This window comes from Pseudomonas simiae (assembly GCF_900111895.1).
GTDB classification, from domain to species: domain Bacteria; phylum Pseudomonadota; class Gammaproteobacteria; order Pseudomonadales; family Pseudomonadaceae; genus Aquipseudomonas; species Aquipseudomonas simiae.
In genome coordinates this window covers 272,118-293,183 of record NZ_FOKB01000001.1, presented here as the reverse complement: position 1 = coordinate 293,183, position 21,066 = coordinate 272,118, and the positions used below count along the sequence as shown (strand labels likewise).

General features: G+C 60.5%; 22 protein-coding genes. 10 read left to right on the top strand and 12 right to left on the bottom strand.

Annotated features, from left to right (window positions below):
- A complete protein-coding gene (locus BMZ57_RS01355; RefSeq protein WP_021490872.1) occupies nt 1–894 on the bottom strand; it encodes a LysR family transcriptional regulator in 894 nt (297 codons plus the stop codon).
- Nucleotides 895–1,043: 149 nt separating this feature from the next.
- Between BMZ57_RS01355 and speB the strand changes: the two genes are divergently transcribed.
- From speB to BMZ57_RS01335, 4 genes are read left to right on the top strand one after another with little or no spacing between them, the layout of a single operon-like run.
- Entirely contained in the window at nt 1,044–1,994 is a 951-nt protein-coding gene (gene speB, locus BMZ57_RS01350; protein ID WP_021490873.1) for an agmatinase, read from the top strand.
- A complete protein-coding gene (locus tag BMZ57_RS01345; protein ID WP_042571882.1) occupies nt 1,994–2,416 on the top strand; it encodes a YybH family protein in 423 nt (140 codons plus the stop codon). Before speB ends, BMZ57_RS01345 begins: the two co-directional genes overlap by 1 nt.
- Before the next feature lie 21 nt (nt 2,417–2,437).
- A complete protein-coding gene (locus BMZ57_RS01340) occupies nt 2,438–3,949 on the top strand; it encodes a purine-cytosine permease family protein (protein WP_021490874.1) in 1,512 nt (503 codons plus the stop codon).
- Nucleotides 3,950–3,983: 34 nt separating this feature from the next.
- A complete protein-coding gene (locus BMZ57_RS01335) occupies nt 3,984–5,366 on the top strand; it encodes a sodium:solute symporter family protein (protein WP_047540374.1) in 1,383 nt (460 codons plus the stop codon).
- 278 nt (nt 5,367–5,644) lie between these two features.
- Here the strand turns inward: BMZ57_RS01335 and BMZ57_RS29955 are convergent, their stop codons facing one another.
- Complete coding sequence (locus tag BMZ57_RS29955; protein ID WP_003193089.1) at nt 5,645–5,767, bottom strand: PA1414 family protein; 123 nt, start codon at nt 5,765–5,767, stop codon at nt 5,645–5,647.
- 142 nt (nt 5,768–5,909) lie between these two features.
- Nucleotides 5,910–6,803: a putrescine utilization regulator PtrR gene (ptrR, locus tag BMZ57_RS01330; protein ID WP_021490876.1), complete on the bottom strand. Its 894-nt coding sequence runs from the start codon at nt 6,801–6,803 to the stop codon at nt 5,910–5,912.
- Between the two features lie 103 nt (nt 6,804–6,906).
- Between ptrR and BMZ57_RS01325 the strand changes: the two genes are divergently transcribed.
- Nucleotides 6,907–8,115, top strand: a complete 1,209-nt coding sequence (locus tag BMZ57_RS01325; RefSeq protein ID WP_069673217.1) for an MFS transporter — start codon at nt 6,907–6,909, stop codon at nt 8,113–8,115.
- Here BMZ57_RS01325 and BMZ57_RS01320 read toward each other — a convergent pair.
- The 3 genes from BMZ57_RS01320 to BMZ57_RS01310 all read right to left on the bottom strand — a co-directional run bounded on the left by BMZ57_RS01320 (nt 8,027) and on the right by BMZ57_RS01310 (nt 11,028).
- Complete coding sequence (locus BMZ57_RS01320) at nt 8,027–9,469, bottom strand: NCS1 family nucleobase:cation symporter-1 (protein WP_010208638.1); 1,443 nt, start codon at nt 9,467–9,469, stop codon at nt 8,027–8,029. The two genes, BMZ57_RS01325 and BMZ57_RS01320, sit on opposite strands and share 89 nt — an antisense overlap.
- A gap of 198 nt (nt 9,470–9,667) precedes the next feature.
- Nucleotides 9,668–10,066 carry a DUF2177 family protein gene (locus BMZ57_RS01315; protein ID WP_021490878.1) on the bottom strand — a complete coding sequence of 133 codons (399 nt, stop codon included), beginning with the start codon at nt 10,064–10,066 and terminating at the stop codon, nt 9,668–9,670.
- 125 nt (nt 10,067–10,191) lie between these two features.
- Complete coding sequence (locus tag BMZ57_RS01310) at nt 10,192–11,028, bottom strand: CvfB family protein (protein ID WP_010208634.1); 837 nt, start codon at nt 11,026–11,028, stop codon at nt 10,192–10,194.
- 322 nt (nt 11,029–11,350) lie between these two features.
- Here BMZ57_RS01310 and BMZ57_RS01305 point away from each other — a divergent pair, with 322 nt between their 5' ends.
- The 3 genes from BMZ57_RS01305 to BMZ57_RS01295 all read left to right on the top strand — a co-directional run bounded on the left by BMZ57_RS01305 (nt 11,351) and on the right by BMZ57_RS01295 (nt 13,392).
- Nucleotides 11,351–11,530: a PFL_1563 family small protein gene (locus tag BMZ57_RS01305; protein ID WP_003193095.1), complete on the top strand. Its 180-nt coding sequence runs from the start codon at nt 11,351–11,353 to the stop codon at nt 11,528–11,530.
- 207 nt (nt 11,531–11,737) lie between these two features.
- Entirely contained in the window at nt 11,738–12,460 is a 723-nt protein-coding gene (locus tag BMZ57_RS01300) for a TorF family putative porin (RefSeq protein WP_042571885.1), read from the top strand.
- Between the two features lie 65 nt (nt 12,461–12,525).
- Complete coding sequence (locus tag BMZ57_RS01295) at nt 12,526–13,392, top strand: DUF6279 family lipoprotein (protein ID WP_010208631.1); 867 nt, start codon at nt 12,526–12,528, stop codon at nt 13,390–13,392.
- Here BMZ57_RS01295 and copD read toward each other — a convergent pair.
- The 5 genes from copD to BMZ57_RS01270 all read right to left on the bottom strand — a co-directional run bounded on the left by copD (nt 13,389) and on the right by BMZ57_RS01270 (nt 17,726).
- Nucleotides 13,389–14,243, bottom strand: coding sequence for a copper homeostasis membrane protein CopD (gene copD / locus BMZ57_RS01290; protein WP_069673218.1), 855 nt, complete (start codon nt 14,241–14,243; stop codon nt 13,389–13,391). The genes BMZ57_RS01295 and copD overlap by 4 nt on opposite strands.
- Nucleotides 14,240–14,626 (bottom strand): copper homeostasis periplasmic binding protein CopC, encoded by a 387-nt coding sequence (gene copC, locus BMZ57_RS01285; RefSeq protein WP_010208629.1) that lies wholly within the window; start codon nt 14,624–14,626, stop codon nt 14,240–14,242. Before copC ends, copD begins: the two co-directional genes overlap by 4 nt.
- Nucleotides 14,627–14,676: 50 nt before the next feature.
- A complete protein-coding gene (locus tag BMZ57_RS01280) occupies nt 14,677–15,492 on the bottom strand; it encodes a copper resistance protein B (RefSeq protein WP_010208628.1) in 816 nt (271 codons plus the stop codon).
- Nucleotides 15,493–15,502: 10 nt separating this feature from the next.
- Nucleotides 15,503–17,209: a copper resistance system multicopper oxidase gene (locus BMZ57_RS01275; RefSeq protein WP_069673219.1), complete on the bottom strand. Its 1,707-nt coding sequence runs from the start codon at nt 17,207–17,209 to the stop codon at nt 15,503–15,505.
- Nucleotides 17,210–17,336: 127 nt separating this feature from the next.
- Nucleotides 17,337–17,726: a transcriptional regulator gene (locus tag BMZ57_RS01270; RefSeq protein WP_069673220.1), complete on the bottom strand. Its 390-nt coding sequence runs from the start codon at nt 17,724–17,726 to the stop codon at nt 17,337–17,339.
- A 153-nt stretch (nt 17,727–17,879) separates the two neighbouring features.
- Between BMZ57_RS01270 and BMZ57_RS01265 the strand changes: the two genes are divergently transcribed.
- Nucleotides 17,880–18,155, top strand: coding sequence for a hypothetical protein (locus BMZ57_RS01265; protein ID WP_010208625.1), 276 nt, complete (start codon nt 17,880–17,882; stop codon nt 18,153–18,155).
- Between the two features lie 50 nt (nt 18,156–18,205).
- Here the strand turns inward: BMZ57_RS01265 and BMZ57_RS01260 are convergent, their stop codons facing one another.
- Nucleotides 18,206–19,552 carry a DEAD/DEAH box helicase gene (locus BMZ57_RS01260; RefSeq protein WP_069673221.1) on the bottom strand — a complete coding sequence of 449 codons (1,347 nt, stop codon included), beginning with the start codon at nt 19,550–19,552 and terminating at the stop codon, nt 18,206–18,208.
- A gap of 192 nt (nt 19,553–19,744) precedes the next feature.
- Here BMZ57_RS01260 and BMZ57_RS01255 point away from each other — a divergent pair, with 192 nt between their 5' ends.
- Nucleotides 19,745–21,043: a mechanosensitive ion channel family protein gene (locus BMZ57_RS01255; protein WP_021490884.1), complete on the top strand. Its 1,299-nt coding sequence runs from the start codon at nt 19,745–19,747 to the stop codon at nt 21,041–21,043.
- Nucleotides 21,044–21,066: the final 23 nt, after the last annotated feature.

Genomic DNA, 21,066 nt, shown 5'->3' with positions numbered 1-21,066 from the left:
TCAGGCCTGGTTGAGCTGAGTCTTGAGCAAGTCGCGAAAGGTCTGGATCAGCGGCTCACGGCTGCGGCCACGCCGCATGATCATCGAGAACGGTGCCTGATAGCCAAAGGTCGCCGGCAGCAATACGCGCAGGTCGCCCTTGTCGGCCCAGGCCTGGGCGTAGTGTTCCGGCAAGTAACCGATATAGGCACCGGACAGCACGAGGATCAGTTGTGCCTCCATACTTTCCACGGTGGCGGCGCTGTGTTTGAAGCCGTGGCGCGCCAGTTCAGCCTGGCTCCAGTAGCCGCGACCGACCATGCGTTGCTGGGTGATCACTTGTTCGGGGATGCGTCGCTCGTTGAACAGCGGGTGCCGGGTGCTGCAATACAGCCAGTGTTGTTCGCGGTACAGCGGCATGTAGATCAGCCCGCTCATCCGGTTGGAAAAGGCACCGATGGCCAGGTCCAGGCGATTGTCCTGCACACCGAGTTGCAGTTCGTAGGGGCTCATCACCGACAGATGCAGGTGTACCGCCGGGTGTTCCAGGCTGTAGGCGCCGATCACTTCGGCGAACGGCAAGGCCTTGTCGCTGACGGTGGAATCAAGCACGCCCAGTTTGAGGGTACCGCGCAGCTCGCCTTTGAGCGCGGCGGCGTATTGCTCGAAGCCTTCAAGCTCGCCCAATAAGCGCAGGGTTTCCTGATGGAACAACTCACCCTTGCTGGTGAGGCTGAACCCGCCCCGCCCACGATGGCACAGCACCAAGCCCAACGCCGATTCCAGCTGGCTCATGTACGTGCTGATGGCCGAGGTGGACAGATTGAGTTCGTGCTGGGCATTGGCGAACCCCTGGTGCCGCACAACGCTGACGAAGATGCGCAGGAGTTTCAGGTCGGGCAAGGCGCTGGCCATGGTCGGCTCCAGGTGTGGATGCCTGCAGTCTACCTGCCTGCATTAGTTTAGAAAAACCTGAACTAAGTATTTGCCCCTGCCGATTCTTTCGTATCGACACATTTCGCAGAATCGGCCCCTAACAAACAAAACAACGATGAGGCACTCCTGTGGACAAGATTTTTCACCAACCACTGGGCGGCAACGAAATGCCGCGCTTCGCCGGCATCGCCACCATGATGCGTCTTCCCCACCTGCAAACGGCCAAGGGCCTGGACGCCGCCTTTATCGGCGTGCCACTGGACATCGGCACCTCGCTGCGTGCTGGCACCCGTTTCGGGCCGCGTGAAATCCGCGCCGAATCCGTGATGATCCGTCCGTACAACATGGCCACCGGTGCCGCACCGTTCGATTCGCTGTCGGTGGCCGACATTGGCGACGTGGCGATCAATACCTTCAACCTGCTCGACGCCGTGCGCATCATCGAAGAAGCCTACGATGAGATCCTCGAACATGACGTGATCCCGCTGACGCTGGGCGGCGACCACACCATCACGCTGCCGATCCTGCGGGCGATCCACAAGAAACATGGCAAGGTCGGGCTGGTGCACATCGACGCCCACGCCGACGTCAACGACCATATGTTCGGCGAGAAAATCGCCCACGGCACCACGTTCCGCCGCGCGGTAGAAGAAGGCTTGCTCGATTGCGACCGTGTGGTGCAGATCGGCCTTCGCGCCCAGGGCTACACCGCCGAAGACTTCAACTGGAGCCGCAAACAGGGCTTCCGTGTGGTCCAGGCCGAAGAATGCTGGCACCACTCCCTCGCGCCATTGATGGCCGAAGTCCGGGAAAAAGTCGGCGGCGGCCCGGTGTACCTGAGCTTTGACATCGACGGCATCGACCCGGCCTGGGCTCCGGGCACCGGCACCCCGGAAATCGGTGGGCTGACCACCATCCAGGCCATCGAAATCATCCGTGGCTGCCAGGGACTCGACCTGATTGGTTGCGATCTGGTAGAGGTTTCCCCGCCCTATGACACCACCGGCAACACTTCGCTGCTGGGCGCCAACCTGCTGTACGAGATGCTCTGCGTGCTGCCGGGTGTGGCGCATCGCTGATGAGCACCCACGAAGTGCTGCAAGCCGCTGCCGACCTGGTGGCGGCCTTCGCCCGCAATGACCGCACCGCCTACTTCGGCGCGTTCACGGCGGATGCCAGCTTCGTGTTCTACACCCTGCCCCAGCCGCTGCTCAGTCGCGATGCCTACCAGGCGTTGTGGGATCAATGGCGTCGGGACGAGGGATTCGAGGTGCTGTCCTGCGCCTCGAGCAACGCCGTTGTCAGCCTGCAGGGCGACGTGGCGATTTTCATGCATGACGTGACCACTGAGCTGCGCATGAACGGGGAGCAATTTTTTAGCCAGGAACGCGAGACCATTGTCTTCAAACGACAAGGATCCCGCACAGAACAAAAACAAGGCCTGTGGCTGGCCTGTCACGAACATTTGTCCGCTATGCCGGAAGGGCTGCCGCCCCCTTAGCCAATGTGATCGGAGCAGATCATGAATAATAAAAACAACCATAAAAGTATTCGCAAGATAGAAACCAATGGGGTCGAGCAGATCCCGGACCACGAACGTACCGCCGGCCCCAAGGATCTGTTCCGACTGATCTTCGGCGGTGCCAATACCTTTGCCACCGCCGTGCTGGGTTCCTTCCCCGTGCTGTTCGGCCTGTCATTCCAGGCCGGTGTCTGGGCGATTGTGCTGGGCGTACTGGTGGGTGCGCTGATCCTGGCGCCCATGGGCCTGTTCGGGCCGATCAATGGCACCAACAACGCCGTGTCTTCCGGTGCGCACTTTGGTGTTCACGGGCGGATTGTCGGTTCATTTCTCTCGCTGCTGACGGCGATCGCCTTCTTCTCACTGTCAGTGTGGAGTTCAGGTGATGCTCTGGTGGGCGGTGCGAAACGTCTGATCGGCTTGCCGGAAACTGACCTGACCTTGGGCCTGGCTTACGGCGTGTTTGCGATCCTGGTGCTGACCGTGTGCATCTACGGCTTTCGCTTCATGCTGTGGGTCAATCGCATTGCAGTGTGGGCGGCGAGCCTGCTGTTCCTGCTGGGGATCTTCGCGTTTGCCCCCGCGTTCGACAGCCACTTCGCCGGCACTGTCGCGCTGGGCCAGACCGGCTTCTGGGCCGCCTTCATCGGCGCGGCGCTGGTGGCCATGAGCAACCCGATTTCCTTCGGTGCGTTCCTCGGCGACTGGTCGCGCTACATCCCGCGTGAAACGCCAAAAATACGCATCATGCTGGCAGTGGTTCTGGCGCAAATCGCGACCTTGATCCCGTTCCTGTTCGGCCTGGCCACCGCGACCATCGTGGCAATCAAGGCACCGGACTACATCGCGGCCAACAACTATGTCGGCGGTTTGCTGGCGGTGGCGCCGAGCTGGTTCTTCCTGCCGGTGTGCCTGATCGCAGTGATCGGCGGCATGTCCACCGGGACTACGTCGCTGTATGGCACCGGGTTGGACATGTCCAGCGTGTTTCCGCGCCTGCTGTCGCGGGTCAAGGCCACGTTGCTGATCGGGGTGATGTCGATTGCCTTCATTTTTATCGGCCGTTTCGCCGCCAACCTGGTGCAAAGCGTGTCGACCTTCGCCGTACTGATCATCACCTGCACCACGCCGTGGATGGTGATGATGATCATCGGCCTGATCGTGCGTCGCGGCTTCTATTGCCCGGATGACCTGCAGGTGTTCACCCGGGGTGAAACCGGCGGGCGCTACTGGTTCAGCCACGGCTGGAACTGGCGCGGGCTGGGGGCGTGGATTCCGAGTGCGCTGGTGGGGCTGTGCTTCGTCAACCTGCCGGGGCAGTTTGTCGGGCCACTGGGCAACCTCGCCGAGGGCATCGATATAAGCCTGCCGGTGACGTTGGGACTGGCCTCGCTGATGTACTTGACCTTGCTTCGCGTGTTCCCGGAACCGGCGGCTGTCTACGGGCCGACCGACTCCCGCAGCAAGCGCACGGATGCGCGCGTTAAACCGGCGCTGCAACAGGCCGCCTGACCCTCATAAAAAAGATAATCGGAGAACCGCCGTCATGGCTTTGGATTTATTCGTCGTACTCATCTACGCCGCTGGCATGCTCGTGCTCGGCTACTACGGCATGCGCCGTGCCAAGACCCATGAAGACTACCTGGTGGCCGGTCGCAACCTGGGCCCGTCGCTGTACATGGGCACCATGGCCGCCACGGTATTGGGCGGTGCATCCACCGTCGGCACCGTGCGCCTGGGCTATGTACATGGCATCTCCGGTTTCTGGCTGTGTGCCGCGCTGGGCGCGGGCATCATTGCGCTGAACCTGTTTTTGGCCAAGCCGCTGTTGCAGTTGAAGATCTTCACCGTGACCCAGGTGCTGGAAAAACGCTACAACCCCATGGCCCGCCAGGCCAGCGCCGTGATCATGCTGGCCTACGCCCTGATGATTGGCGTGACCTCGATCCTGGCCATCGGCACCGTGCTGCAAGTGCTGTTCGGCCTGCCATTCTGGATCTCGGTACTGCTCGGCGGCGGCGTGGTGGTGGTGTACTCGACCATCGGCGGCATGTGGTCGCTGACCCTCACCGACATCGTGCAATTCGTGATCAAGACCGTCGGCCTGATGTTCATCCTGCTGCCAATCTGCCTGTACCGCGTCGGCGGCTGGGACGAACTGGTTGCCAAGCTGCCAGCGTCGAGCTTCAGCTTCACCGCCATCGGCTGGGACACGATCATCACCTACTTCATGATCTACTTCTTCGGCATCCTGATCGGACAGGACATCTGGCAACGGGTGTTCACCGCCCGTAACGAAAAAGTCGCCAAGTACGCAGGCACTTTCGCCGGCTTCTACTGCATCCTCTACGGCCTGGCCTGTGCACTGATCGGTATGGCGGCGCATGTGCTGATCCCGGACTTGGACAACGTCAACAACGCCTTTGCCGCCATCGTCAAAATGTCGCTGCCGGACGGGATCCGTGGCCTGGTGATTGCCGCAGCACTGGCCGCGATGATGTCCACCGCCAGCGCTGGCCTGCTCGCCGCCTCCACCGTACTGACCGAAGACCTGCTGCCGCGCCTGCGGGGCGGCAAACAGTCGAGCCTGGGCGTCAACCGCCTGTTCACCCTGCTGACCGGTATTGCCGTGCTGGGTATCGCACTGGTGGTGAACGATGTGATCAGCGCCCTGACCTTGGCTTACAACCTGTTGGTGGGCGGCATGTTGATCCCGTTGATCGGGGCGATTTTCTGGAAACGCGCAACCACATCCGGCGCGATTACCTCCATGACGCTGGGCTTTGTCACTGCGCTGGTGTTCATGATCAAGGATGGGCTGGATGCGAACACGCCGATCTACTACAGCCTGGCGGTGGGGTTGGTAAGTTTTGTGGTGGTGAGTTTGCTGTCGCGCCGCCCAGCGGGCGTGGCGGCCAGCGCAGTTTGAGATAAAACCGGGAGTTAAAGCGGTTTCTTCAGCGGGTGCGACGTCGGATGTCGTGCCCGTTTTTTTTATTCAGCATTCCGGCTGGACGCTTCAAACAAATCACCGCACGCCTTGCAGCCAAAATACTGCTCGGTTGTCGGGCACAGGACCTCCCCTGTTACTCCCGCCAAGTACACGCCTTGCCATGATCGTTCAGCGTGCCTTCAAGGTAACAAGACGCCCAGTCGTACTCGTCATGCAGCGTGCGCCCATCGCAATTGCGTGAGCGCTTACAGGACTTACCTGCGACGTGGACGACGTTGCTCGTCATCGGTGCGAATCGGCACGGGCTGCAGCGGAGGCTCGATCAAGCCCAGTGCAACACCCAGATCATGGAGCCAGTTTTGAATTTTCTCTTTCATGGTTGCCCCCTTTGAGGGTAATGCTGGTAGGCGCAAGTTCTTTCGCCTTTTCCTACACTGATAGTAGCCCTAAGTCCTACGTAATGCTTGAACGAAACCACAACGAACTATTACCGAATTCATCAAAATCCTGACGGATCGCTCAAGCAATGGCGCGCGTGTCTTGCAGGACCGCAGTCTTGCCGGCTTGCTGCAGGTCGATCCATGCATTGAGGTTAGCGCCGAGCATACCCTTTCGCCACATCAGCCAGGTGGTCGCAGTGGCAAAAGGCCCTTTCAGCGGATGAACGGACACGCTGTCCTTGCCTGGCAGGCTCTCAAGCATGGATTCGGACATCAACGCCACTCCGGACCCGGCGATCACGCACGCCAGCATGCCTTGATACGACTCGATCTCAATCGCCCGGCCCATGGCCACGCGCTCATGGGAAAACCAGGTTTCCAGACGGGTGCGATAGGCGCAACTGCGACGGAACGTGAAGACAGATCGTCCCGCCACATCCTGCGGACCCTGTACCGGCGGATGGTCGGCCTCGCAGATCAGCACCAGGCGCTCTTCACACAGGGCAACACCGTCCAGGGAGGCGATCGTGATGGGGCCATCCACAAATGCCGCATCCAGGCGGCCGGTAATCAGGCCTTCGAGCAATTCACCGCTGGGCGCCGATTGCACCTGAAGGTTCACCATCGGATAAGCCTTGTGGTAGCGCGCCAGCAGCTTCGGCAAATGCACCGCCGCGGTGCTGTACATGCTGCCTAAAACAAAATCGCCGGCCGGTTGGCCACCTTGCACCGCGCCGTGGGCTTCGTCGTGCAGGGCCAGCAGTCGAGTGCTGTAGTCCAGCAACACCTTGCCGGCAGGAGAAAGCTGCAAGCGCTGACGCTCACGCACAAACAACTCTACGCCGAGCTGCTCCTCCATTTGCTTGAGCCGCGTCGACAGGTTCGATGGCACCCGATGCAAGCGGTCCGCCGCGCGCGTAATGGAGCCCTCTTCCGCCACCGCCTGAAAAATGCGCAATTGACTGAACTCCATACCTTTCTCCAAAACTGAAAAAGTTACTCACTATTATTCATTTTTGCAGAAAGTCAATCCGCTTTAGCCTGAGGGTATTCCTTTACCCGCAGGAACACCGACCATGTCTCCTTTAGTCCGCTTACTCGCCAGCTTTGTCGCCCTGATGATGGCGATGGGCATTGGCCGCTTTGCCCTCACCCCACAAATGCCCCATCTGCTCAGTGAAGGGCAGATCGACCTGACCGGCGCCGGCCTGATCGCCGCCGCCAACTACCTGGGCTACTTCGTCGGCGCAGTGGATTCGATCTTTGCGCGCAGCCATCATCACGTGCGCGGACGTCTCTATGGCGGGTTGTGGTTGTGTGTACTGCTGACCCTGGCGTCGTATGGGGCCCACGGGTTCTGGCCGCATCTGTTGTTGCGCTTTGGCACCGGTGTCGCGAGTGCCTGGGCCCTGGTAATGATCACCAGCCTGAGCCAGCCGCTGGCGATTGCCGCCGGGCGTCCGCGCCTGGGCGCCTTGGTCTTCGCCGGGCCGGGACTGGGGATTTTGTTGACCGGCTTGCTGGCACTCGGCTCCAACCTGATGGGGCAAAACTCGGCCACGTTGTGGCTGGTGTATGGCGGGGTGGCGCTGGTGATGTTGCTGGCCATCCTGCCCTTCCTGCCCAAACCTTCCGCCACCAGCACGCCCGTGGCCGGCCACGTCGACGCAGGCCGCAATGCCAGCATCGCGCATTTGTGCTGGATCTATGTGTTGTATGGCCTTGGCTACATCATTCCGGCGACATTCCTGTCGCAGATGGCCAGCGCGCAGTTCGAGGGCGCCTGGCAAGCCGACCTGTTCTGGCCGTGCTTTGGCCTGGCCGCCGCGATCGGCGTGGTGGTGGCGACCCTGCGCCGCAAGGATCCAGACACCACTCGCCGCTGGCTGATGACCACATTGTGGCTGCAAGCGGCCGGGGTGTTCGCCTGTTTGCTCGGCAACAGCTGGGGCCTGGCGCTGGGGGTGTTGCTATGCGGCGGGCCGTTCCTGGCCTGTATGCAATTGGTGATGGCACGCCTGCGGGACGTCGCGCCCCACGGCTACCAGCGCAACACCGGGATGCTGACCGCCAGTTTCGCCATCGGCCAATTGAGTGGCCCGTTGCTGGCCTCGGTCAGCAGCCACCTGAGTGGTGGGCTGCAACCGGCACTGGTGGTCGCCGGTGCCGGTTTGCTGGTGGCGGGCTCGATATTGATCAGCCGGCAACCAGCGGCGCAGGCACACGCACCTGTTCACGCCGCGTCAACACCAGGAAAAATAGCCCACCCAGGAAGCAGCCGGTAAACCAGGCGAAGTTGGCCATGCCCTGCAGCGCTGGCGTGAATGTGATCGCGACGCCCACCAGCGTCGCGGGCACCAGCGCCTTGACTGCCGTCCAGTTCACCCCGCCATCGAAGTAATAACGCCCGCTCGGGCTGTCGTCAAACAGCGCATCCACGTCAATCTTCTGTTTTTTGATCAGGTAGAAATCCACCAGCAGGATGCCGAACAGTGGTCCGATGAAGGCCGCGAGAATATCCAGGGTGTAATGGATCATCAGCGGGTTATTGAACAGGTTCCACGGCGTGATGAAAATCGACGCCACGGCGGCGATCATCCCGCCCGCGCGCCAACTGATCTTGCTCGGCGCGACGTTGGCGAAGTCAAACGCCGGGGACACGAAATTGGCGACGATATTGATACCGATGGTTGCGGTGACAAAGGCAAAGGCCCCCAGCAACACCGCCATGCTGTTATCAATCCGCGAAACCGTAGCGATCGGGTCATGCAGCATTTCGCCAAACACCGGCAAGGTGCCCGAGACGATCACCACGGTCACCAGCGAAAATGCCAGGAAATTCACCGGCAGCCCCCAGAAGTTGCCGCGTCGCACGTCTTGCATACTGCGGCAGTAGCGGCTGAAGTCGCCAAAGTTCAGGGTCGGCCCGGAGAAGTATGACACCACCAACGCCGTCGCCACGATCACTTGGCCGAATGCCTGCCAGCCCGACAGGGATTTCTCTGCCAGCGTGAAGCTGATGTTCGACCAGCCCGCCTTCCACACGATCCAACCCGCCAGGGCGAACATCACCGCGTAGACCACCGGCCCGGCCCAATCGATAAAACGGCGGATGGATTCCATACCGGCCCAGAATACCGCCGCTTGCAGTAACCACAGACTGAGGAAACCAAACCAGCCAAGGTAGGACAAGCCTGCGAAATGCGGCTCTGCATACACCGCCATCTGTGGGAAGAAACGCAGCACCACGATGATCAAGGCGCTCGACGCCAGGTACGTCTGAATCCCGTACCAGGCCACGGCGATCAAGCCGCGTATCACCGCAGGAATGTTCGCACCAAATACACCAAACGACAGGCGACAGATCACGGGATAAGGCACAGCGGCTTGCTGACTCGGCTTGGCCACCAAGTTGGCGATCAACTGCACGATGCAGATACCAGCGAGCAAGGCGATCAGCACCTGCCAACTGGCCAGGCCCAGGGCGAACAGGCTGGCCGCAAACACATAACCGCCGACGCTGTGCACGTCACTCATCCAGAAGGCGAAGATGTTGTACCAGTTCCACTTTTGCGGCAGCGGGCCCAGGTCCTGGTTGTATAGGCGCGGGCTGTAGCCTTTGGGCAATTGTTCGGTCATCGCTGGGCTCCTCGAAATACCGGCCTGCGCTTCCGTTGCAGGGTGCATACGGGAGGCGGCATGGTTTGTATACGAGATAGTCAGCAGAATGCGTGCCAATTGAACCCAATCCCTCTGGAACGGCGTCCCAAAGGGGCTGATACAGGCTTAGCGATGGGTAATGCGCTCAGCAACGGTGCACAGAAATCCTGTACACAATCAGCGCTGCACTCGATGTGCACACAGATAACCCGCCGTGCAGCAGGCTGCGGTCAGGAAGGTGCCCCAGGCCATGTCCATCACCGCCAACTGCGCAGACCACCCTTGCAGCGTGGCCCAATTGCTCAGGTCATAGGTGCCGTAGGCGACCAGGCCCAGCAAGGCGCCCAAGCGTGCGGCGCGTTGCCAGCTTGCGCTGGGCAAGACCACAAACACGACACAACCGAGCACATAGAGGAGATAGAAGAGTGTTGCGGGCAACAGGCGAGGCTGATCCAGCATCAGCGGCCCCAGCAGGGACTTATAGGTGGGGCCCATGAGGACACCTAACCAGAGGCCGTCCAGGATCAGGAACGCGAGCAACGTGCCGAGGTAGGCGAACAGCGTCTTTTTCGACATGGGTGCAGCCCTTTGTAGGAGCGAGCTTGCTCGCGAAAATATTCCTGGCGCATCACGGTGTCGGATGTACCTTCGCGAGCAAGGACCAGGGGTCCCCCTCGCTCCTACAGAAGAACGAAACGGGGTCAGCTTAGTTCAATGCGATCCGCGTGAATCACGATCTGGCCCTGCTTGTACAACGCACCAATGGCCTTCTTGAAGTTGCCCTTGCTCACGCCGAACAAGTTGCTGATCACTGCCGGATCACTCTTGTCGCTGACCGGCAGGCTGCCGTTGTTTTCACGCAACTTGGCAAGGATCTTCGAGTTGAGACTGGAGGCCGCTTCCTGACCGACCGGTTGCAGGCTCAGGCTGATGTTGCCATCGGCACGGATCTCTTTGATAAAGCCTTTTTCTTCTTTACCTGGGCGCAGGAACTTGAACACTTCGTTCTTGTGAATCAGGCCCCAGTGCTTGTTGTTGATGATCGCCTTGAAGCCCATATCAGTGGCTTCGGCCACCAGCAGGTCGACTTCCTGACCCACCTGGTAGTTAGCCGGCGTCTTGTCCAAGTAACGGTCCAGCCGTGCGGTGGCGGTGATGCGCTTGGTGTGTTTGTCGAGGTAGACGTGCACCACGCAGTATTCACCGGCGCTCAACTGGCGTTTTTCTTCCGAATACGGCAGCAGCAGGTCCTTGGGCAAACCCCAGTCGAGGAACACGCCAATACTGTTGACTTCCACCACTTTTAAACTGGCGAACTCACCCACTTGAACTTTGGGTTTTTCAGTCGTGGCGATAAGTTTGTCATCGCTGTCCAGATAAATGAAAACGTTAAGCCAGTCTTCATCTTCACTGGGAATATCTTTGGGGATATACCGATTAGGCAAGAGGATTTCGCCATCTTGCGCACCGTCCAGGTACAAACCAAAGTTAGTATGTTTAACCACTTGCAAGCTGTTGTAGCGCCCGACCAAAGCCATTTTCAATACCCTCATTACGTGGGCGGCATTCTACCCGACTTGCGCCCGCCACGCGCGCGTGCCCGAAAAATCGCGGGCTGACGTGGCATTGCAGTGGCATCGCCCCGCTCGTCCGATCAATCAGCCAATTTTTCCCAGCCGGCCATGCACCGATAGATCCATGGTTTCGAGTTAAAACAGTAAGTTAGGGGTTTATTTCAAAGATGAACTTCGGCTATTTCCCATGGCCCCTGTTATTCCTGAGGGATATTTACCAAGCAATTGTCAAGTATTTCCTGTACGATGCCTGGCCAAGTTAATTTTCTACAGGTTAGTGGCCGCCATGCGCGTAAAAGCATCCAACAGCAAAGCAAAGCCAGCTCCCGCCGTTGAAACCAGCGAATCGATCAACAGCCAGATTGCTGCATTTCTCAAGTCCGGCGGCGAAATCCAGCAGATTGCCAAGGGCGTGAGCGGCCAGACTTTCGGCCCATCCAAGCAGATCAGCCTGGGTAAGAAGTAATACCGCGCAACACACCTGGTCCCTAAGCGTCTTGCCTTCAAGGCGCTAGGACTAGAGCCCGAAATGCTCCCTGCACTCTCTTCGTAACCGCACCAATCGACGAACGGGCCTCACCGCCACGCATTCGCCGGTATGCTTGCACACGTCTAGCACGGGCATCTGCCCGATTTTCTCCGTCACTGCTCCTCGCTTTTCATGGAGTGAAGCATGTTCAAATCCTGCATATTCCTGGTCGGTGCCCTGGTCGCCAGCCCTCTCGCCGAAGCGCAGATCTTTCAGCGTGAACTGGGTGATTTCGACTTGAAACTGGGCACCACACCCAGCCGCAGCATGGCCCAAGGACTCGTCAAGCCGACGTCTCCCGGCAGCGATTCGTTCCATGGTGGGCTGGACCTGAGCCACGACAGCGGCTTGTACTTCGGGCAGTTCTCCCCAAACATGGGCCTGTCCTCGTCCAGCAACCTCGAAGTCGATTCCTACATGGGCTTCAAGCACCCCTTCGACCAAACCCTGGGCTACGAAGTGGGCCTGATCCACTACAGCTACCCCAAGCTCAGCCCCCTCGACAGCCAGGAGTTCTACGGCGGCCTGAATCTATTGGGCAACCGCTTCGGTGCGTCCTTCAGTAACGATCCGGACCGCCAGGACAGCACCCTGTTTGCCGACCTCGGCGGCACCCAACCGTTTGGCATCGGCGTCAGCATGAAATACACCACTCATCAATTGGGCACCCCGGTTTCGGTCGATGGAGGCTCCATTCATACCTTCAGCGACTGGTCGGTGCAATTCTCCCGGCAGTGGATGGGCGTGGACTTGAACCTGATCTACAGCGATTCCAGCCTCAGCGGCGGAGATTGCTCGGCCTATTCCGGACACAATTCGCAATGCGATGGCCTGTTGACGCTGAAGGCCGCGCGGTCGTTTTATTGATGGGCTGAACTGTCGCACCCGACGCGGGTTCACATGTGATAACCCACTCTGCGAAGGACCCGCCCATGCTGCGTCGGCTCAAATTACTGGTGGTATTACTGACCCTGAGCCTGGTGCTCGCCGGTTGCAATCGCGTAGGCCTCGCCTATCGTAACCTGGACGTGATCATTCCCTGGACCCTCAATGACTACCTGGACATGAACGCCGGGCAGAAGAGCTGGTTCAACGACACACTCAAGGAACACCTGGCCTGGCACTGCACCACGCAATTGCCAGGCTATCTGGACTGGCTGGATCGCCTGCAACGGATGGCCGACGACAATCAGGTCACCGACGCCGCGCTACAAGCCCGTACCACCGAAGCCAAACTGGCCATCGACGAAGTCGCCCGTGAGATCACGCCGTCGGCCATCGAACTGCTCCAAGGCCTGGACGATCAGCAGGTCCAGGACATGAGCGCGGCCCTGGCCAAGGACTTGCGCAAGCGCCAGGACGAATACCTCAAGCCGCCCCTGGCCCAGCAGATCAAGGAGCGCGCCGAGCGCATGAACAAGCGCCTGGACGCCTGGATCGGCCCGCTCAGCGCCAGCCAGCAGAACCGTGTGACGGCCTGGTCCATCGCACTGGGCGAGCAGAACCAGGAATGGATCGGCAACCGCGCCCGCTGGCAGGCGCAATTTATCGATGCCGTGCAACAGCGCAAAAACGCCGATTTCCCGCAGAAAATGCAGCAGTTGCTGGTGGACCGCGAAAGCCTTTGGACCCCGCAATACCGCACCGCCTATGCTCAGACGGAAGCCGCGGCCCGCAGCCTGATTGTCGACGTGATGGCCGAAAGCACCGTGCAACAACGACAGAAGCTCACCCAGAAAATCGACAAGGTGCGCAGCGATTTCCAGGCGCTTAAGTGCCTGAAGAGCGTGCAGCCCTAGCGGGGAGCCAAGGTCCCCAGCCAGGCTACCAGCCCCAGGATCAAAACCGCCGCCCCAAACTCCAGGGTGATGCTGCGACGCAAGGCTTGACGTGCCGCTCGGTGGTCACCCGCCGCGAGGGAGCGCTGAAGCAGGGGCGTCAAGTGCGAGCGATTGAGCGCCGCCAGCCCCAACATCAAGCCGAAAGCCCCCAACTTCAAGCACAACAGGATTGCGTAGACACCGCCGGTGATGCCATCCAGGTTCGGCCCGACCACAAACAGATAATTCGCCACGCCCGTACCCATCAGTACCGCAACGAAGACCACACCAACACGCTCGAAGCCCGTCAATGCGTGTGCCAACACCGGCACCGCCTGCTCAGACGCACTCGCTAGCATCAGCCCGAACGCCGCCAATGCCCCGACCCAGCCCGCCGCAGCGAGCAGATGCGCACTGTCGCTTAGCAAATGCCACCCCCCCAACGAGCCCTCATGCATCACGCCATGCCCAGCCCACGCCAGCGTCACCAACGCGACACCGCCGAACAAAGTGGCCAATCGGGTACTGAGCACAACCAGCACCAGCGCCGCAATGCGCGACCACCAAGTCCAGCCCAGCTCGGTCTGCCAGAGCATCATCTGCAGGTGCATCCACAGTGTTGGCCAATCCTCGGCGCCACTCATGGCCTGGGTCATGGACAGCAGCGACGCCAACGACAGCAGCACCCCCAGCCCCACCAACCTCCGCAGCAACGGCTTCAGATTCAGCAACCTGCTGTCTGCATACAGGCCAAACAGCCCCAGGCCAAACACCAGCATCAAGTCCAGATACAGCGCGAAACGCAGTAACACCGCGACCAGTTCACTCATGGCTGGACGCTGAACACCACGTTGCCAAGGATCGGGTGCGTGTCGGACGATACGGCGCGCCAATCAACCCGATAGGTCCCGGTCGTCAGTGTGGAGGCCGGTTTGATCAACATCACCTTAGGATCGCTACTGGCCGCGACACTGGCCTTTACCGGCATCGGAGAATGGGGCATGCCGGGCATATCGGTCATGATCAGCTTGGCGCCGGAGAACTGCGTCAACAGGTTTTCTGAGAAACGCAATTCAATCACTGCCGGTGCCGCGCCCTGGGCACCGGAGTCTGGCGTGGACGACAACAACTTCGGATGGGCCGAGGCCCCCAGGCTGATGATCACACCGGCCGACAGCACAACGCCCGCCAGGGCGGTTTTAAACATCGACATGCAAGGCTCCAGGCCGCTCATGGCGGCGAGTTATAGGAAAAATAAAAACGTCAGAACCACAAGCGCATACCCACGACCCAGCGCACCTGGTTCGTGTCTTCGCCGTCATCTCGGGCGTATTGCGCGGTTTGGCCGTAGCTGCGATGCCATGTCACGCCCACATACGGCGCAAATTCGCGGCGTACTTCGTAACGCAGTCTCAGGCCTAACTCACTGTCCGACAGGCCCGAACCGACGCCGCGCTGCGGATCATTGCGTCCATAGAAGTTGAGTTCGGCGGTGGGCTGCAGGATCAGCCGATTAGTCAGCAGGAAGTCGTAATCGCCCTCCAACCGCGCAGCGGTACGCCCAGACTCACCGACAAATACCGTGGCTTCGGCTTCAAAGTTGTAAAGAGCCATGCCCTGGGCGCCGAACGCCGCCCAGGTCTGGCCGTCCCCTGGTTTGAAGTCCTGGCGCACGCCGCCGACCACGTCCCACCAGGGACTGATGGCATGCCCCCACAACGCCTGGGCTTCGGCGCTTTCGGTGCGACCGGCACTGCGCTCGCCTTCACTGCGTAGCCATAGGCGATCGATATCACCACCGACCCACCCCTTAATATCCCAGTTCAGCGCGCCGTCGCCCTCGCCGCCCTGCCATTCCAACTGATTGATCAGCAGCAGCGAGTTGATGCCATGGTCGTGGACACGGTGCCCACCGGGCGCGTTGTAGACCGCAGCACGATCAGCGTCAGTCAACACGGGAATCGGTGTGCGACTTTCGGTGAGCGCCGGTGTCGCTGGGCTCATGCCTTGGAACTCGTCGGCCTGCGCCAGCGGAGCAAACGCCAGCGCAAGCAAAACAGGTGAAATTCGACGGCTCATGCTTGCGTCCTCATTCATGCACGCGCACCTCACGGAACATGCCCATTTCCATGTGGTACAGCAGATGGCAGTGGTAGGCCCAACGCCCCAGCGCGTCGGCAGTCACTCGGTAGCTGCGCCGTGAGCCCGGGGGCATATCGATGGTGTGCTTGCGCACCTGGAACTGGCCGTTTTCATCTTCCAGATCACTCCACAGACCGTGCAAGTGAATGGGGTGACTCATCATCGTGTCGTTAACCAGCACCAGCCTGACCCGCTCTCCATAGGCCAGTTGCAACGGCTCGGCATCGGAGAACTTCACGCCATTGAAGGACCAGGCGAATTTCTCCATATGACCGGTGAGATGCAGTTCAATCGTGCGACTGGGATCGCGCCCGTCAGGGTCCTCAAAGGTGCTGCGCAGGTCGGCATAAGTCAGGACGCGCCGGCCGTTGTTGCGCAGGCCGATGCCGGGGTCGTCGAGCTTGGGCACCGGGCTCATGGCCTGCATATCCACCAGCGGGTTGTCTTGCTCGCTGGCAGGGTGGGCCTGCATCGACATGGCACTGTGATCCATGCCCGCCATATCCGGCATGTCCGCCATGGCACCGTGGTCCATGCCGCCCATGCCCATGTCGTCCATGGTGATCCAGGGTCGCGGATCCAGTGCCGGTACGGGGGCCGTCGCCCCGGTTTGTCTGGCAAGCGTGCCGCGGGCATAACCACTGCGGTCCATTGACTGGGCGAACAGCGTGTAGGCCTCGGCCGTCGGCTCGACTAATACATCGAAGGTCTCCGCCACGGCGATACGGAACTCGTCGACACCCACCGGCTGCACGGGCTGGCCATCGGCGGCTATCACGGTCATCTTCAGCCCCGGAATGCGCACATCGAAGTAGCTCATTGCCGAGCCGTTGATAAAGCGCAAACGGATTGTCTCGCCCGCCTGAAACACACCCGTCCAGTTGCGCTCCGGCGGCTGGCCGTTAAGCAGGTAGGTGTAGGTCTCGCCGCTGACATCGGCCAGGTCCGTGGGGTTCATCTTCATCTGCGCCCACATCAGGCGATCGGCAATCGTGGCCGACCAGCCTTGCTTGCCCACATCCCGCACGAAGTCGCCCATGGTGGGCTTGTGCAGGTTGTAGTAGTCGGACTGTTTCTTAAGGGTTTTCATCAAGGCGACAGGGTCTTCGTCGGTCCAGTCCGACAGCATCACCACGTAGTCGCGCTGGTAGGTGTAGGGCTCGGGCTCTCTCGGGTCGATCACCAGTGGGCCATACACGCCCTGCTGTTCCTGGAACCCGGAATGGCTGTGGTACCAGTAAGTGCCGTGCTGCTTGACCGTGAATTGGTAGACAAACACGCCCCCCGGCTCGATACCCTTGAAGCTCAAGCCCGGTACGCCGTCCATATTCGACGGCAGGAGAATGCCGTGCCAGTGGATCGACGTCGGTTCGGCCAAGCGGTTTTTCACGCGCAAGGTCACGGTGTCACCTTCGCGCCAGCGCAGCAGCGGGCCGGGCAGGCTGCCGTTGATCGTCAGCGCAGTGCGGTGGCGACCGGTGAGGTTGACGCGGGTTTGGTCGATGAACAGATCAAACTCGGTGCCTGCCAGCACCGTGGGTTCGCCCGGACTGGTCACGGCCCAAACCGGGCTGCGCCAAAGGCCGAGCCCGCCCAGCAAGCCACCGGCAGCCAGGCCTTTGACGAAGGTACGTCGGGTAGTGTTGGAGTGCATGCCGATTCAATTCCATGAGTTGAATGGCAGCAGAGTAGGCAGGGCTGGCTGTCAGCCAGCTTAGCGACAGATTACCGATCTGACAGTTTCGCCCCGACGTTGCGACTGTGCCAGGGCGTGACGTCGATCAGGCGATCTGAGCCTTGGAAGCCACCTCGGCAAAGGTCGCCGGGTCCAGCGCATCGGGCTGCTCATCCAGCACCTGCCGCGGGTGGTCATTGCCCGGGATCGAACTGTCGATCAGCGCCAGCAACTGCGCGCCGAGCGGGGTCAGGATGAAATTCTCGCCATTGCCGCCCTCGCCTTCAGGGCGCGACTCGATAAAACCGCGCTTGAACAGCAGCGCTTCATAATCCGCAGCCGTCTTCTTGAGCGCGTCCAGATTGCCGGTGGACTCGCCCGCCGTGGCCTTCTCGGCCGCTTCCTGCTCGGCGTATTTGCGCGGAGCGAAACTGCCCTCGCCGTTCTGCACTTCGTGCAGCAGACGTTCGATCAGATCCCAGTTGTAAGTCGTCATCCTGATTCCTCCTGCGGGCGGATGGAAGGTAGCCCGTTAAAGGTGTGACCCGCCGCATCACTGGCCGTTCAGCCCAGGAGACGAGCGTCATTCCCGTGAACTTTCCGGGTATCGGCGACCTCCACTGAATATCCCTGCCAAGGAGGTCCACCCATGAAAACCCTGATGAACCTGACGCTCGCGGCCACGTTGTTGGCCGCCCTGCCCGCCTGGGCCTGTACGCCGGACGAGGCCACGGCCAAGCGCGAGCAACTGGCCCAGGAAGTGGCCAAGTTGACCGAGCAGAACCCGACCAAGGCCAAGGAAATGAACGATGAACTGCAGAAGATGGACCTGGACACTGAAAGTGCGGAGTTCCCGGACAAGTGCCAGTTGATCGACGCTCGTCTGAAGGAACTCAAGGAAGCAGCGGCCAAGGCCAAAAACTGAAGGCATAAAAAAACCGGACAATTGTCCGGTTTTTTCACCTCACTCGAGCCTTATTCGGCAGCCGGGGCTTCCGGCTTGCGGCGCTTGAGAGGCGCCATGCCGTCCTTGCTGACGAGCGACAGGCTGTCGGTCTTCGGCCGGTTGGCGATCTTGCGCTTGGTCGGCGACTTGGCGCCGGTTTTCTTCTTGTCGCCCTTGGCGTCGGTCTTTTTCTTCTTTACGCCCACGGCCTTGCCCGACGCCTTGACCTTCTTCGGCCCGGTGTAGGTGCCTTTGACTTCCTTGATGGTGCGGCGCTCGAACGACTGCTTGAGGTAACGCTCGATGCTCGACATCAGGTTCCAGTCGCCGTGGCAGATCAGCGAGATGGCCAGGCCATCGTTGCCGGCACGCCCGGTACGGCCGATACGGTGTACGTATTCGTCACCGCTGCGGGGCATGTCGAAGTTGATCACCAGGTCCAGGCCGTCGACGTCCAGGCCGCGGGCGGCCACGTCGGTGGCTACCAGGATCTTCACGCCGCCAGCCTTGAGGCGGTCAATGGCCAGTTTGCGGTCCTTCTGGTCTTTCTCGCCGTGCAGCACGAATGCCTTGTATTCCTGGGCCACCAGGCGGCCGTAGATGCGGTCGGCGGCGGCGCGGGTGTTGGTGAACACGATGGCTTTCTGATAGGTCTCATTGGCCAGCAGCCAGTTGAGGATCTGCTCTTTGTGCACATTGTGATCGGCGGTGACGATCTGCTGGCGCGTGGTGGCGTTCAGGTCGCTGACGTTGTTGACCTGCAGGTGCTCAGGGTTGTTCAGCACCTTGGCGACCATCTCACGCAGGGTCGAACCGCCGGTGGTGGCGGAGAACAGCATGGTCTGCTGGCGATTGACGCACTCGCTCACCAGACGCTGGACGTCGTCGGCAAAGCCCATGTCGAGCATGCGGTCGGCTTCGTCCAGCACCAGCACTTCGACTTCCTTGAGGTCGAGGTTGCCGGCGTTGAGTTGCTCGATCATGCGGCCCGGGGTGCCGATCAGGATGTCCGGCACCTTGCGCAGCATGGCGGCCTGGACCTTGAAGTCTTCACCGCCGGTGATGATGCCGGACTTGATGAAGGTGAACTGCGAGAAGCGCTCGACTTCCTTCAGGGTCTGCTGAGCCAGCTCGCGGGTCGGCAGCAGGATCAGGGTCTTGATGCTCACACGAACCTTGGCCGGGCCGATCAGGCGGTTCAGCACAGGCAGGACGAAAGCGGCGGTCTTGCCGCTACCGGTTTGAGCTGTCACCCGCAGGTCACGCCCTTCGAGCGCGAGCGGGATGGCCGCTGCTTGCACCGGCGTAGGCTCGACAAATTTAAGCTCGGCCACGGCTTTGAGCAGGCGTTCGTGCAGGGCGAATTGGGAAAACACGGGTGCTACCTCGAAGAAATACAAAAATCAGCTGCATAGGTTACCGGTTTCGGGCGTCCAAACCGAGTTTCTTTACGCGAACAGTGCTAATCAGCCGCTTTTTTGTCAGGGCATTTGTCCATGTCATCAACTTTGTTGCACTTAAATGCTCTAATCGCCCCGTGTTGTCTTATAGAAGAATCGGTTTCACCCATGGATATCAAACAGCTCTGGCTCAACGTCCAAGACCTCTGGGGCGCCCTCGACGAACACCCGCTGCTGCATGCCAGCCTCGGCTTGCTGGTGTTGCTGGTAGTGGCCCTGTTGCTCGGACGAGTGGCACGTTACCTCATCCTCCACGCCGTCAAACTGCTCGGCCGGCAACCGGCGCTGCACTGGCTCAACGACCTGCGGCACAACAAGGTCTTCCATCGCCTGGCGCAGATGACGCCGTCCTTGGTGATTCAATTCGGCCTTTACCTGGTGCCCGACCTGAGCAAGACCGCCATCCTGTTCATCGGCAACGTGGCCCTGGCAATCACCATCCTGTTCCTGGTGCTGGCCACCAGCGCCCTGCTCAATGCCCTGCTGGATATCTACGCTCGCACCGAACACGCGCGCACCCGCTCGATCAAGGGCTACGTGCAGTTGGCGAAGATGGTGCTGTTCGTGTTTGGCGCGATCATCATCGTTGCCACCCTGATCGATCGCTCGCCACTGTTGCTGCTCTCGGGCCTTGGCGCCATGTCGGCGGTGATCCTGTTGGTGTACAAGGACACGCTGTTGTCGTTTGTCGCCAGCGTGCAACTGACCAGCAACGACATGCTGCGGGTCGGCGACTGGATCGAAATGCCCCAGGTCGGCGCCGATGGCGACGTGGTAGACATCACCCTGCACACGGTCAAGGTGCAGAACTTCGACAAGACCATCGTCTCCATCCCCACCTGGCGCCTGATGTCCGAGTCGTTCAAGAACTGGCGCGGCATGCAGGCTTCCGGCGGACGACGGATCAAACGCAGCCTGTTCATCGACGCCAGTGGCGTGCGCTTTTTGCGCGACGACGAAGAGCTGCGCATGACCCAGGTGCACCTGCTGACTGACTACATCGGGCGCAAGCAGGCCGAGCTCAAGGCCTGGAACGAAGCCCAGGGCCACAGCGCGCAACTGTCGGCCAACCGCCGGCGCATGACCAACCTCGGCACCTTCCGCGCCTACGCCCTGGCGTACTTGAAGAGCCACCCGGACATCCAGCCGAACATGACCTGCATGGTGCGCCAGATGCAAACCACCGCCCAAGGCGTGCCGCTGGAGATCTACTGCTTTACCCGCACCACGGCGTGGGCGGATTACGAGCGTATCCAGGGGGATATTTTTGACTACCTGCTGGCGGTATTGCCGGAGTTTGGCTTGAGCCTGTATCAGCAGCCGAGTGGGAATGATTTGCGTGCGGGGGTGTTGCCGGCGGTGTTGGGGGCCAGTCATTTGCCGGCCATCGAACAGCATTCAAGTTAACAGTGCTTACCGGCTTGCTCCTG